Below are 12,796 nucleotides of genomic sequence, written 5' to 3'. Positions count from 1 at the left end.
CGCGAAAGAGGCGAACGTTTCAGGGAAGATGAAAGACCGGCACGAGCGGCGTCGTCACGGGCGCGTTGTCCGCGTGCGTCTCCATTAGTTCGGCCATGAAGTCCCACCACTTGCGCATGATCGGCAGCGACGGCAATGCATCGGTCGTCTGCGTATCCATGCGCTGATGAATGGCGAAGAGATGCCCGGTCGATTCGTCCAGAAAAATCCGGTAATCGCGGATGCCCGCGTCGCGCAGCGCATCGGCCAGTTCCGGCCAGATCTCCCGATGGCGCTTCTCGTATTCCTCGCGCATGCCCGGCTTCAGGGTCATGCGAAATGCCACTGTCTCCATGGCGAGCCGCCTTCTTCTGATTGGTGAATCCCTGTGTTCGGGACTCGTTGTGCTGCGACTATAATTCGCCGACCGATAACACGACAATCCGATTGCAGGATTGGCCGATCGCAAAAACGTATCGCTGCGCCGTATCATCGCGCGGTTCAAAGCGGACTGTCGAATGAATCAGAACGTGTCCCACAGTGTGTCGTCCAGCATTTCGCCGAATGCGCTGGTGAATCGGCTGAAGTTCAAGCATCTGGCGCTGCTCGTCGCGCTCGACGACGCGCGCAACCTGCATCAGGCCGCCGAGGCGATCAACGTCGCGCAGCCGAGCGCGAGCCGCATGCTCGCGGATATCGAGGAAGCGTTCGGCTTTCTGCTGTTCGAGCGCAATGCGCGCGGCATGCAGCCGACGCCGCTCGGCACCGCCGCGCTCGCCTATGCGCGCCGCTCGCTCGCGGACCTGACGCGTTTCGCCGACGATCTCGACGCGAAGCGCCGCGGCGGTCACGGTCAACTGACGGTCGGCGCGATCATGGGCGCCGCGCCCGACGTGCTCGCGATGGCCGTCACCGAACTGAAATCCGAGCGGCCGCTCTTGAACGTGCGCATTCTCGGCGAGACGAGCGATCAGGTCGTGCAGTTGCTGCATCGTCGCGAAGTCGATCTCGCGCTCGGGCGCCTCACGACGCCGTTGCAGCACAACGATTTCGACTTCGAGCCGCTCGCGCGCGAGGCGATGCGGCTCGTCGTGCGCGCCGGGCATCCGCTCGCGGGAAAGACGGAAGTCACGCTCAAGATGCTGGTCGGCTGGCCGTGGATTTTGCAGCCGATCACGAGCCCCGCGCGCGGCCTTTTCGAAGACGAACTCGCGCGCGCGGGATTGACGACGCCGGCGGATATCGTGGAATGCGCGTCGATCTTCGCGACGCTGCAACTGCTGCAAAACAGCGAAGCAGTGGCGATGCTGCCGGAATCCGTCGTGCGCGACTATCTGCGCGCGCAATTGCTGATCGAATTGCCGATCGAAATCGGCAAGAGCCTGTCGGGATTCGGGCTGCTGCGGCGCAAGTTCGAGACGTTGAGCGAACCGGCCGAATACTTCATCGCGCTGTTGCGCAAGTACTCGGCCGTGGCCCGTTACTGAAGATTGACGAAGAGCCCGCCGTCGACGAGCAAGGACGCGCCCGTCACATAACGCGCGCGGTCGGAGGCGAGGAACACGACGCACTGCGCGACATCGTCCGGATTGCCCAGCCGGCCCAGCGGAATGCGTTTTTCCATATAGGCGCGCTTTGCTTCGTCGGCGAGATCGTCGGCATTGAGGTCCGTCGCGATCGTGCCCGGCATCACCGAATTGCAGCGAATGCCGTACGGCCCGAGCGCGATCGCGCAGGACTGCATCAGCGAATGCACGCCCGCCTTGGTCGGCGTGTAGTGCGTCTGCATGCCGCCGCCGACGAGCGCGCTGATCGAACTCGTCGCGACGATCGCGCCGCCCGTGCCCTGCGCCTTCATCTGGTTCGCGGCCGCCTGCGTCACGTAGAACGCGCCGTTCAGATTCACGGCGACGGTCGTTTCGTAGACGGAAGGCGGCATGTCGAGAAACGCGTGAAACGGACAGATGCCCGCGTTGCTCGACAGCACGTCCACGTGGCCGAACGCCTCGACCGTACGCCGGATCAGCTCGATGCCCGTGCCGCGCTCGGCCACATTGCCTTCGACGGCGATCGCGCGCCGCCCGAGCGCCTCGATCTCGCCGACGATCGATTCCACCGCCGACGCCTTCCCGTAAGACTGATCGTTGTCGCGCCAGTAGTTGATCGCGACATCGGCGCCTTCGCGGGCGCTCGCGAGCGCGATCGCACGGCCGATGCCGCGCGAGCCGCCCGTCACCACGACGACCTTGTTTTCCAGCAGCATGCGATGCCCCCTTCAGTGGGTGTAAGGCCGCGTCAACGCGCATTCGGGATTGAGCCGCACGCCGAAACCCGGCGTTTCCGGCACCTTCATGCGGCCGTTCACCGGCACGGGCTCGTCGAGCAGCAAGGGCGTGAACATCGGCACGACCTGATCGGCCTTCGGCGCCATCATCAGGAACTCGGCGAACGGCGAGTTGTGGCGCGTCACGACGAAGTGATAGCTGTACACCGACGAACCATGCGGCACGACGAGCACGTTATGCGCATCCGCGAGCGCTGAAATCTTGATGAGCTCGGTGATGCCGCCGCACCAGCCGACATCCGGCTGCACGAGATCCGCGCAGCCCATCTCGAAGAGCATGCGAAAACCCCAGCGCGTCGCTTCGTGCTCGCCGGTCGTCACCATCATGCCGCTCGGCACACAACGGCGCAGTTCGGCATAGCCCCAGTAGTCGTCGGGCGGCAGCGCTTCTTCGATCCACTTCAGGCCGTGCTCGCGCGCCGCGTTCGCGAGACGCTTCGCGTAATTCAGATCGAGGCTCATCCAGCAGTCGAACATCAGCCAGAAATCGTCGCCGACTTTCGCGCGCATGTCCGCGAGCTTCGCGATGTTCTTGTGCAGCCCTTCCTCGCCTTCCGCCGGGCCGTGCTGCAACGGCATCTTGCCGCCGATGAAACCCATTTCCTTCGCGAGATCGGGACGCGCGCCGGTCGCATAGAACTGCAACTCGTCGCGCACGGGTCCGCCGAGCAGATGGAACACCGGCTCCTTGCGCACTTTCGCGAGCAGGTCCCACAGCGCGAGATCGACGCCCGAAATCGCGTTGAGCACGATGCCCTTGCGTCCGTAATAAAGTGTCGCGTTGTACATCTGATCCCACATTTTTTCGATGTCGGTCACGCGCTGGCCTTCGAGAAAGCGCGCCAGATGCTTCTCGACGATGAACGCGCCGATCTCGCCGCCCGTCGTCACCGCGAAGCCGACCGTGCCGTCGCTCGCCTCGATCTCGACGACGAGCGAGCCGAGCACGTTCAGCCCGAACGACTGACGGCTCGCGCGATATTCGGGATAGCGGGCCATCGGCGTGGCGATGTGATCGTCGATCCAGTGATCGGCGCCCTGATCGTGATAATCGGCGCCGCCGCCGCGAACGGTGAAGGCGCGCACTTGCTTGATGGTCGGCATGGACATGTTTTTTGTCTCCGTCTCTGTTCAGGATGCCTTCGCGGCATCGGCAAGATGGTCGTGTTCGATGCGGCCCGGCACGCGCACCAGCACGACGATGACGAGCGCCGCGAGCACGCTCGCCCCTGCCAGCACCATGAGCCCGGCGCTCGTCGAATGAAACGCGGCTTCGGCGGCGGTGCGGGCCATCGGCGCGAAGAACCCGCCGAGTCCGCCGAGCGAATTGATGAGCGCGATGCCCGCCGCGGCGGCCGCGCCCGTGAGATAACGCGTCGGGAAGGTCCAGAAGAGCGGCTGCGCGGCGATGAAGCCGCTCGCGGCGCAGCACAGCGCGATGAGCGATACGGCCGGCGAGCCCGCGAGTCCCGACACCGCGATCGCGACGCCCGACATCGCGAGCAGCGCGATCGCGCAAACGCGATGCCGCCCGGTGCGATCGGCATAACGCGGCACGATCCACGTGACGATGACGGCGGCGATCCACGGCAGCGCCGTCACGAGCCCGACGCGAAAGCCGACTTTCGTGCCGAGCAGCGCCGACACCTGTTGCGGCAGATAGAAGACGACGCCGTACACCGCCGCCTGAATCAGGAAGTACACGCAGCAGAGCACGAGCACGCGCGTATCGACGAGCGATGCCAGCACGCTGCGCGGCCCGTGCGACGACGCGGCGCGCGCATCGTCGTCGAGACGGCTGACGAGCAGCGCGCGCTGATCCTGCGTGAGCCATCGGGCTTTCGCGGGATCGTCGTCGAGATACCAGAACGCCCATACGCCGACGATCGACGCGAGCAGTCCTTCGACGAGAAAGAGCCATTGCCAGCCCTTCAAACCGAAAGCACCGTGCAGATCGAGCAGCAGCCCGGACAGCGGCGCCCCGAAGATGAACGCGAGCGGCGCGCCGAAATAGAACACGCCGAGCGCACGCGCGCGCGACGATTGCGGAAACCAGCGCGTCAGGTAATAGACGATGCCCGGAAAGAAGCCCGCCTCCGCCACGCCGAGCAAAAAGCGCAACGTGTAGAACGTGGTGGCGTTATGCGCGAAGGACATTGCGGCGGACACGAGGCCCCAGGTCACCATGATCCGGCACATCCACAGCTTTGCGCCGACGCGATGCAACAGCAGATTGCTCGGCACCTCGAAGATCGCATAGCCGACGAAAAACACGCCCGCGCCGAAAGCGAACGCGGCGTTCGTCAAGCCGGTGTCCTGCTGCAACGCCTTTTGCGCAAAGCCGATATTCGCGCGATCCAGAAACGCGAGCACGTACATGAGCAGGAGGAACGGCAGCAGCCGGCGCATCACGCGGGACGTGACGGCGCCTTCCGACTGTGCGGAATGGTTCATGTGATTCTCCCGATGGCGCGATCAGTACGTCGCGCGTCCGCCCGACAGATCGAACACCGCGCCCGTGCTGAACGCGCAGTCCTCGGACGAGAGCCAGAGAATCAGCGACGCGGCTTCCTCCGGCATCAGGAAGCGGTTCATCGGAATCTTGGAGAGCATGTAGTCGATGTGCTGCTGCGACATCGAATCGAAGATTTCGGTCTTGGCGGCCGCGGGCGTGACGGCGTTCACGAGGATGTTTTTGCCCGCGAGCTCCTTGCCGAGCGACTTCGTGAGCCCGATCAGCCCGGCTTTCGACGCGCTGTAGTGCGACGCGTTCGGATTGCCTTCCTTGCCCGCGATCGACGCAATATTGACGATGCGCCCGTAACCCGCCTTCAGCATGTGCGGCACGACGGCGCGGCAGGTGAGATACGGACCGATCAGATTGACGTCGATGACCCGGCGCCACACGTCCGGCGCGAGTTCCCAGGTCGCGCCGTTGCCGCCGGTGATGCCCGCGTTGTTGACGAGCACGTCGATCTTGCCGTGCGCGGCGAGCGTCTTGTTCACGGCGGCATCGACGGACAATTCCTCGGTCAGCTCGACGACCGCATCGCTGACCTTGCGCTCCTTGAACTTCGACGAGAGTTCGGCGCTCGTGCGCGCGAGACGCTCGCCGTCGACGTCCCAAAGGGCGACGTCGGCGCCGGATTCGAGCGCGCGCTGCGCCACCGCGAGACCGATGCCGCGCGCGCCGCCCGTGATGGCCACGACGCGATTCGCCAGGTCGATACGATTCATGAGTTCGTCTCCTTTCGTTGTCGTTGCTTTGATTGGGTCATGCCGTGAGAGGCACTATAGTCCCGAGCCAATAGCGCAACAATTCGAAAGGGCGATCGTTCGATAGCAAAAGCGGATCGGATGGAGGGATATCGAGTGAAAAGCCGGGCGGTCAGCGTCGCTGGTGACGCGCCATCGTTTGTTGTCGCGTTTCAACCTCCGTCGTGTCGGCAAATTGGCCGCGCGGCAGGGCGACCGAATCCTTGAAATGCCTGTCCGCGAAAAGCGCGAAGCCAAATAGCGCGGCGACGCCTATTGGGCAAATAAAGAAAGCAGTAACCAGCACGGCAACCTCCATTCGATGTTGCGTTGCAGTGTAGCGCCTATAAAACGGTCAATTGTCGTGGAAAACGACAATACTCCGTTCAACAATCGCGAATTTTCGCTGGGATCGATAGCTCGGCGTGCCAGTGCATAACGATTTCCACGGGTCAGGCACGGCCGTTGCTAAATGCTCCGGCCGTCGATCAAGACGTCCTTTCAACCTGGAAAAGCATGTTCACTCCGAAAGCCTGCACCGCTACCTGCGTCCTCGACGGAATGCCCGTCACGCTGACCTATTTCCCCGACACCACCCTGCTGCGCATCACCGACGCCACCGGCCATTGCGTGCGCGAAACCCGCTGGCCCGCGCCGTGGCGCACCTTGCTTGCGACCTTGCGCGAATTCAGCGGACGCGATGCCGATAGCCAGCTCTCGACCCTGCTCGACGAAATCCCCGCCCCGCCCCGCCCGGCGCGCGAACGCGCATTGGCGCTGGCGTAAGCGGGTTGCTCCTTCGGCACGGCGAGCGAAACGTGCGCGAGTGCGCGGCACCAAACCGCAGCGCGAAGATTTATCCAATAAGATCAAGGCGTTGCGGTCGTTCCGACGGAGCATTTTGAGCGCCCCGACCCGCGCCATTTACAATATCGGATCGACTGCGCATGGGCTGCCCGGCCCGTGCCAACCACGCCTTTCGCGCAGTCCCACCTTCACGCATCCGACTGGCTGTATGGTCACTGAAACGTCTTCATCGGAATCCCTCGCCGTCGCTGAACGCGTGCGCGAGCTCATGGGCCGTCACGGCATCGGAAAGCGCCAGCAGACGGCCGAGTTGTGCCGCATTCTCGACCTGAGTTTTTCGCAAGGCCATCGCAAATTGCGCGGCAACAGCCCGTGGACGCTCGCACAGATTCGCCGCGTCGCCGACGCCTTCGACGAACCCGCGCTCAAGCTCTTCGATTCGATCAACACGCGCCCCGACGAAACCGAAGGCACCGCGCACGATGCCGTGTTCAAGCTCGGTTCGGTGGAAATTCCCTGCATGGCGTGGGTCGGCAACGCGCTCGAGGCGGGCAGCCGTCCGGATTTCATCGCGCAGAAGCTGAACAATCGCTGGATCGTCACGAAGCATGAAGGCGTGCTGCTGCACGAAGCCAGCGACGTCCACAAGATCGAGATCCAGCCGCGCCGCCCGGATACCGATAAACCGGTCATCGCCGTGGTCGACGACGATCACGCCTCGGCCGACAATCTGCACGACTATCTCGAAGTCACTGGCTTCACGGCGATGGCCTTCTACGGCCTCGACGCGTTCCTCGAAGCGCTGCAGACGCAAGTGTTCGACGCCGTCGTGATGGACTGGCTCTTCGGCATGCACACCTCGGCGGATGCGATCCGCGCGGTGCGCCAGTCGGACAATCCGGACGCGCCGGTGTTCGTGCTCACGGGCGAACTCACCACCGGCAAGGCGAGCGAATCGGAGATCAGTCAGGTCATCCGCGACTACAACGTCACGTGTTTCGAGAAGCCGGCGCGGCTCGGCATTCTCGTCGCCGATCTTTCCAAGCGGCTGATGCGCAGCTAACCGGCGCGCCGGCGCATCGTCACCGCGCGATGCACGGCGCCCTTCAGCACCTCGTAGCGCACCGGCTTCAACAGATAGTCGAAGAACAACACCACCGCGCTCGGGTCCACGAGTTCGGGCGCGTACGCGCTCACCGCGATGATCGGCACACTCGCGCCCGGCGCACTGCGGGAACGATATTCGTTCGCGAACGAATAGCCGTCCTTGCCCGGCATGTGCAGGTCCGCGAGGATCACGTCGGCGTCGTTCGCGCGCAGCCAGGCTAGCGCGCTGTCGACGTCGGGCAATGCGACGGCGTAATAGCCCAGATGCGTGAGCATTTCGATCAGCGAATCGCGGATCGACTCGTGGTCGTCGATCACGAGCACGCGCGACTTGCGCAGCTCGGGCGCATCGATGTCCTGTTCGCGCTCCGGCACATGATGCGCCGCCACCGCCGGCAGACTCACGCGAAATGCCGCGCCCTGTCCCACTTCGCTCGATACTTCGATCTTTCCGCCGAGCAGATCGACGAGCCCGCGCACGACCGCGAGGCCCATTCCGGCGCCGTCGAAGCGCCGCGTGCTCGATGAATCGAGCTGCGTGAACTCCTGGAAGATCAGCGGCAATTGTTCACGGGAAATGCCCGGCCCCGTATCGACCACGGAAATGTCGAGGCGCTTTTCCGTGCGCGCGAAATGCACGTCGATGGAACCGGCTTCGGTGTACTTGATCGCGTTGGTGACGAGATTCGTCACGATCTGCCGCACGCGATGCGGATCGGACTCGATCGGCCCGCGCTCGCCCGCATAGTCGCCGCGCAACGCCAGCCCTTTCGCGTGCGCGGCGGGCATGTTCGCATCGACGATGGATTCCAGCAGCTCTACCGGATCGAACACGGCCATGCGCAGTTCGAGCTTGCCCGCGCCGAGACGCGCGTAATCGGTCAGATCGCGCATCTGCGCTTCGAGATGACGCGCGCCGGCTTCCAGGCGCTGCATGATCTTGCGGTCGGCGTCGCCGCGCGCATTCAGCCCGAGCAGTTCGACCGACGAGACGATTGCGTGCAGCGGCGTGCGCAGCTCGTGGCTGATCATGCCGAGGAACGTGTCTTTTGCGACGCCCGCCTCGCGCGCCGCGCGCGTCGCCTGATGCTCGGCCGCGAGCGCTGCGCGCTGTTGCTCGATGAGTCGCGTGCGGCGATAACCGTTCAGAAGCAGCAGGATCGTCGCCGCCGCCGACAGCAGACCGAGCATCACGCCGCCGTAGATCAGATAGCGGCGCTTCGCCTCGAAGTCGCGCACGATCGCCTCACGTTCAGCGACATCCATGAGCCGCCGCCCGCCGGCCAGTTCCGCCACGACCGCCGCGTTCTGGCGCAGCACGCCGATGACTCGCAGAGTGTGCTGATGCTCGGTCGGCAGACTGCCGACGTCGCCCTGGATGGAATCGAGCGCCGTCTGCAATTGACGCAGAATCTCGCGCTGCCGATTGAGCAGCGCTCGGTGATCGTCCGATAACTCCGCCGATTCCGACACCTGTCTCAGCCGCGCCCGCAGCAGCCGGTAGCTTGCGCGCACGGCATCGGCGTCCTCGTCGATGCCGTTGCGAAACAGCAGCACGTGATTCTCGAAACGCTCATAGGCGATCTGAAACTGCGCGGCGTCCCAGTACACGTCGTAAGGTAAGACGAGCCTGTGCGTCTCGCGCGCGAGCAGCCCCGAATACAGCATGTAGCCGACCGCGCCGATGGGTGGCGCAACCGCGAGCGCAATCAGCGCCGCATACCAGAGCCGGCGAAACCACGGACGCGCGGCGTGCGCGCGCAGGGAGGATTCGGTGCTGATGACGGCCATCGGTTTCGGTTACTGCAGGGCTTCGATGGCCCGCGCCGCGCGTTCCGAGGCGACCACGATCAGCTTCATCGTCGCCCGCGTCGCGCCGACGAAGACCTTGCGCGCGGCCTGTTCGTCGAGCGCGTCGAAGTCGACTTCCGTGAGAATCACGCACGGCGCCGATTGTCCCTTGAAGCGATAGATCGATTCGAGCAGCACGTCGCCCTCGCGATACTCCGGATTGCCGAACAAGTCGTAAGTGCCGGTGAAGGCGCGCAGCCGATGCGGTCCGAGTTGATCGACGGCGGTAAGCGCCGAGCCTTCGCGTCCGCGAAACGACAGCACCGCGATGTCCTGCTTGCGGAATCCGAGCGACAGCGCATGCGTGATGGCGCGCTTGGTCGCCTCGATGATTTCCTCGGGATGCCCGTCCTCGTAAGTCGATACGCTGACGTCCGATCCGTCGAAGGGACTGCCCGCGTCGAGCCGCACATCCGGCCCGACGATCTTGCGGATGAAGCCGAGCAGATCGCGCGGACTGCGATAGTTCGTCGATTCGCGCAGGATGGTCCAGCCCGGCAGCGGCACCGGCTCGCGCAGATAGAGGTTCTGCATTGGATCTTCGAGCCACCACCACGCGCCGTCCGGATTCAGCAGGCGTTCGAGCGCCTCGACCCACGCCGCCTGAAAATCCTGGCCTTCGTCGACGATCAGCACATCGGTCTTCCAGTGCTCGGGCACGGGCACGGCGGCGAAGCGCTCTTCGAGCGTCGCGAAGACATTGGGCTGACTGAAGTCGGGCGGACTGCCCGCATCGCGCGCGACGGCCGCGCTCAACTGATGATAATTCGCGATCTTCGCCTCTTTCGGCGCGATCGCGCGGATATGGTCCGCGAGCGGCCGGTTGAAGCAGACGTAGAGCACGCTCTTGCCCTGCGCGAGCGCGTCGCGCATCACGCGCACGGCGAGTTGCGTCTTGCCCGCGCCAGCCGTCGCGATCACGCGCAGCCGAAACGGCTCGAATTCGAGCCGGCGCGCCCATGTCGCGAGGCCGCCCGACAGACGCGTGACGAGCGTATTCGCCGCGCCGACGAGCGCGTTGGTATCGGGCGTGAGCGAGAGTTCGTCGGCGAGAAAATGATGGATGCGCGCCGCCGATTCGAAGCGCGGCTCGTCGGGCGGCAGGATTTCCAGCACGACGCGCGCGAGTTGCGCCTTACGGCTCGCATCGACGATGCGCGCCGGTGACACGCCCGCGATCGCCGCATTCTTCACGGTGTAGTCGGGGCAATACAGCAGTTCCTCGATCCGGTACGTGCCCGCGCCGAACGCCGCCGTGAACCGCCGATGCAGATTTTCCAGCGTGCGCGCAAGCTGAATGGCGACGTTGCGCTCTTTCTGAAGATAGACCTTCACGAGTCCTTGACCGGTCTCGCGCAGAAAACCCGCCTTCTGCTCGATCATCAGCACGCGGCCGGACGGCGCGACGACGACGAAATCCGCTTCGCCGAACACCGAAAAGCCTTCGTTGATGCGCGTCCAGTGCACGCCGTGATAGACCGTGTAGTCGTCGGGCAGCTTTTCGAGGAGCGCGAGCGTTTCGAGCTCTCGCGCCGCCGCGCCGGTCGCTTCGAGGTTCTTCCAGTCGTCGGGAACGATTCGGGCCATGCGTCGCCTTTGCGCTGAGTGATTGCGTGCGACTCATTGTACGCAACGCGCCCCGCCCGCCGGCAATAGGCCGGATGGCTAGCTTGCGAAGTCGTATCGCCCGCCGCGTTCGAGCGCGCGCTGGTAGGCCGGGCGCGCGTGAATGCGTTCGAGAAACGCGCGGATGTGCGGCAGCGACTTCGCGCCCGCGCGGGCGCTGCCGGCTTCGAGCGGAAAGCTCATCTGCACGTCGGCGGCGCTGAAGGTATCGCCGGCGAACCACGGTGACTTCGCGAGCTCGGCATCGATATAGCCGAAGTGCAGCCGCAGTTGCGGATCGATGAAACTGCTTTGCATCGTCTGCGCGATGCGCCGCGCGATCGGCTTCGCGAAGAACGGCATCTTCGCGCTCTCCAGCCGCCGCGCGACGAGCTTGAGCAGGAGCGGCGGCATCGCGGAGCCTTCGGCGTAGTGCATCCAATAGTTGTAGCGCACGCGTTCGGGCGACACGCCGGGCGGCGGCGCGAAACGCCCTTCGCCATATCGGTCGACGAGATATTCGATGATCGCGCCCGACTCGGCGAGCGTGAGGCCGTCATCGGTCACGACCGGCGATTTGCCGAGCGGATGCATCGCGCGCAATTCGGGCGGCGCGAGCATCGTGTGCGGATCGCGCTGATAGCGCTTGAGCTCGTATTCGACGCCGAGTTCTTCGAGCATCCACAGCACGCGCTGCGAGCGGGAATTGTTGAGATGATGGACGATCAGCATGGTTGGCTCTTGTTGTATTCGACGATGCCACCCGCGGTACGCCATTTGCATGGAGTGAACTTATGCGTGCCCGGGCGTCGAAAGGATACGGCCCTTTCATGAAGGCCACGCAACGATTTCTAGCACACAACGAAAAAGGAGAAGTCGATGACGTTGATCATTTATCTCGTAGGCTGGCTGATTTTCATTGGCGGCGTGTCGTGGGGACTCGTGGCGATGCATGTCTCGCAACACACGATCATGATCGTCGCCGTGATCATGCTGGGCATCGCCGTCATCACGGGCGCGACGCGGGCGCGCAACCGCGACCGGTCCTAGGTCATCAGGGCACGGGCCGCCGTCGACCGGCGGCCCAGACGCCTTAGGTTATTTCAGGTCACCACACGCGCCCCGACGGCATCCTGAATCAGCGCGACGAGTTCGTCGGGATGCACGGGCTTCGTCATGAAATGCTGGAAACCTTCGCCGATGCTGCGTAATCGGTACGCTTCGCCGTCATGGCCCGTCAGCGCGATGGCCACGGAAGGCGGCAGGTTGCCGCGTATTTCGTGGTCCCGCAAACGTTGGATGAGATAGAAACCGTCCATCTCGGGTAGGTCGAGATCGCAGATCACCGCATCCGGAAGATGCTCGATCGCCGCTTGCGCGCCGTCTTCGGCGTCGGCTACGGCGATGACTTCCGCACCTTCTTCCTGCAGCAACGTCTGCAGCGACGCTCTGCTCTCGGGATCGTCTTCGATGAGGACGATCCGCATATGCCCCAGTCTTGCCACTTCGCTCATGATGTTCTTTTCTACTGCCAAAAACGGAATTCTCGCGTCGGTCTCCAGCTCTTTCCGCCGCGCGCGCTGTTGCGCGCACTGATTGACTCGAAAACGCGGCGGGAATTCCGAACGCACCGTTATTTATTCCGCGTGTACGCCGGTGCTGAACGCCTCGCGATTGGGTTGCCGCCGGAGAATGGTTGCCCGGCGGCAGCGTGCCTAATCGAGCAAAAACCGGACCGACTTGCAATTCTGCCCGGAAAGCCGCATCGGACGGGCTTGACGGCCGATCTGCCATGCGCCGGCGTGCGACACCCGCGCACGATCGTGTAATTCCGGCATCGGACGTGCC

General features: G+C 64.1%; 14 protein-coding genes. 4 read left to right on the top strand and 10 right to left on the bottom strand.

The annotated features are described in order from the left end of the window. Positions 1-19 precede the first annotated feature (19 nt). On the bottom strand, positions 20-334 hold the full coding sequence (rhaM, locus tag AWB76_RS22505; RefSeq protein WP_061162347.1) for an L-rhamnose mutarotase: 315 nt from the start codon (positions 332-334) through the stop codon (positions 20-22). A gap of 163 nt (positions 335-497) precedes the next feature. On the opposite strand from rhaM, the gene AWB76_RS22500 reads away from it, so the two are divergent. Further along, entirely contained in the window at positions 498-1,466 is a 969-nt protein-coding gene (locus AWB76_RS22500; protein WP_061162434.1) for a LysR family transcriptional regulator, read from the top strand. Here AWB76_RS22500 and lra1 read toward each other — a convergent pair. The 5 genes from lra1 to AWB76_RS22475 all read right to left on the bottom strand — a co-directional run bounded on the left by lra1 (position 1,460) and on the right by AWB76_RS22475 (position 5,897). Then, positions 1,460-2,242, bottom strand: coding sequence for an L-rhamnose 1-dehydrogenase Lra1 (lra1, locus tag AWB76_RS22495; RefSeq protein WP_061162346.1), 783 nt, complete (start codon positions 2,240-2,242; stop codon positions 1,460-1,462). The genes AWB76_RS22500 and lra1 overlap by 7 nt on opposite strands. A 12-nt stretch (positions 2,243-2,254) precedes the next feature. After that, on the bottom strand, positions 2,255-3,433 hold the full coding sequence (gene rhmD / locus AWB76_RS22490; RefSeq protein ID WP_061162345.1) for an L-rhamnonate dehydratase: 1,179 nt from the start codon (positions 3,431-3,433) through the stop codon (positions 2,255-2,257). Between the two features lie 21 nt (positions 3,434-3,454). Then, positions 3,455-4,777 (bottom strand): MFS transporter, encoded by a 1,323-nt coding sequence (locus AWB76_RS22485; RefSeq protein ID WP_061162344.1) that lies wholly within the window; start codon positions 4,775-4,777, stop codon positions 3,455-3,457. Between the two features lie 21 nt (positions 4,778-4,798). Further along, positions 4,799-5,560 carry an SDR family oxidoreductase gene (locus AWB76_RS22480; RefSeq protein WP_061162343.1) on the bottom strand — a complete coding sequence of 254 codons (762 nt, stop codon included), beginning with the start codon at positions 5,558-5,560 and terminating at the stop codon, positions 4,799-4,801. Positions 5,561-5,711: 151 nt separating this feature from the next. Further along, positions 5,712-5,897: a hypothetical protein gene (locus AWB76_RS22475; protein WP_061162342.1), complete on the bottom strand. Its 186-nt coding sequence runs from the start codon at positions 5,895-5,897 to the stop codon at positions 5,712-5,714. Positions 5,898-6,094: 197 nt separating this feature from the next. Here AWB76_RS22475 and AWB76_RS22470 point away from each other — a divergent pair, with 197 nt between their 5' ends. Together AWB76_RS22470 and AWB76_RS22465 are read left to right on the top strand one after the other, a co-directional pair. Then, positions 6,095-6,364: a hypothetical protein gene (locus AWB76_RS22470; RefSeq protein ID WP_061162341.1), complete on the top strand. Its 270-nt coding sequence runs from the start codon at positions 6,095-6,097 to the stop codon at positions 6,362-6,364. Between the two features lie 229 nt (positions 6,365-6,593). Then, positions 6,594-7,448, top strand: a complete 855-nt coding sequence (locus AWB76_RS22465; protein ID WP_061162340.1) for a helix-turn-helix domain-containing protein — start codon at positions 6,594-6,596, stop codon at positions 7,446-7,448. On the opposite strand, the gene AWB76_RS22460 is transcribed toward AWB76_RS22465, so the two are convergent. The 3 genes from AWB76_RS22460 to AWB76_RS22450 all read right to left on the bottom strand — a co-directional run bounded on the left by AWB76_RS22460 (position 7,445) and on the right by AWB76_RS22450 (position 11,680). Next, positions 7,445-9,283 carry an ATP-binding response regulator gene (locus AWB76_RS22460; protein ID WP_061162339.1) on the bottom strand — a complete coding sequence of 613 codons (1,839 nt, stop codon included), beginning with the start codon at positions 9,281-9,283 and terminating at the stop codon, positions 7,445-7,447. The two genes, AWB76_RS22465 and AWB76_RS22460, sit on opposite strands and share 4 nt — an antisense overlap. Positions 9,284-9,292: 9 nt before the next feature. Beyond that, on the bottom strand, positions 9,293-10,930 hold the full coding sequence (locus tag AWB76_RS22455; protein WP_061162338.1) for an ATP-binding domain-containing protein: 1,638 nt from the start codon (positions 10,928-10,930) through the stop codon (positions 9,293-9,295). A gap of 78 nt (positions 10,931-11,008) precedes the next feature. After that, entirely contained in the window at positions 11,009-11,680 is a 672-nt protein-coding gene (locus AWB76_RS22450; RefSeq protein ID WP_061162337.1) for a glutathione S-transferase family protein, read from the bottom strand. Positions 11,681-11,827: 147 nt separating this feature from the next. Between AWB76_RS22450 and AWB76_RS41665 the strand changes: the two genes are divergently transcribed. Further along, positions 11,828-11,998, top strand: a complete 171-nt coding sequence (locus AWB76_RS41665; protein ID WP_167357777.1) for a hypothetical protein — start codon at positions 11,828-11,830, stop codon at positions 11,996-11,998. Between the two features lie 53 nt (positions 11,999-12,051). Here AWB76_RS41665 and AWB76_RS22445 read toward each other — a convergent pair whose 3' ends face one another. Beyond that, complete coding sequence (locus tag AWB76_RS22445; RefSeq protein WP_061162433.1) at positions 12,052-12,462, bottom strand: response regulator; 411 nt, start codon at positions 12,460-12,462, stop codon at positions 12,052-12,054. Between the last annotated feature and the right edge of the window lie 334 nt (positions 12,463-12,796).

Source organism: Caballeronia temeraria (assembly GCF_001544795.2).
GTDB classification, from domain to species: domain Bacteria; phylum Pseudomonadota; class Gammaproteobacteria; order Burkholderiales; family Burkholderiaceae; genus Caballeronia; species Caballeronia temeraria.
The sequence above is the reverse complement of the archived record's forward strand: the minus strand, read 5'-3'. Positions and strand labels throughout refer to the sequence as shown.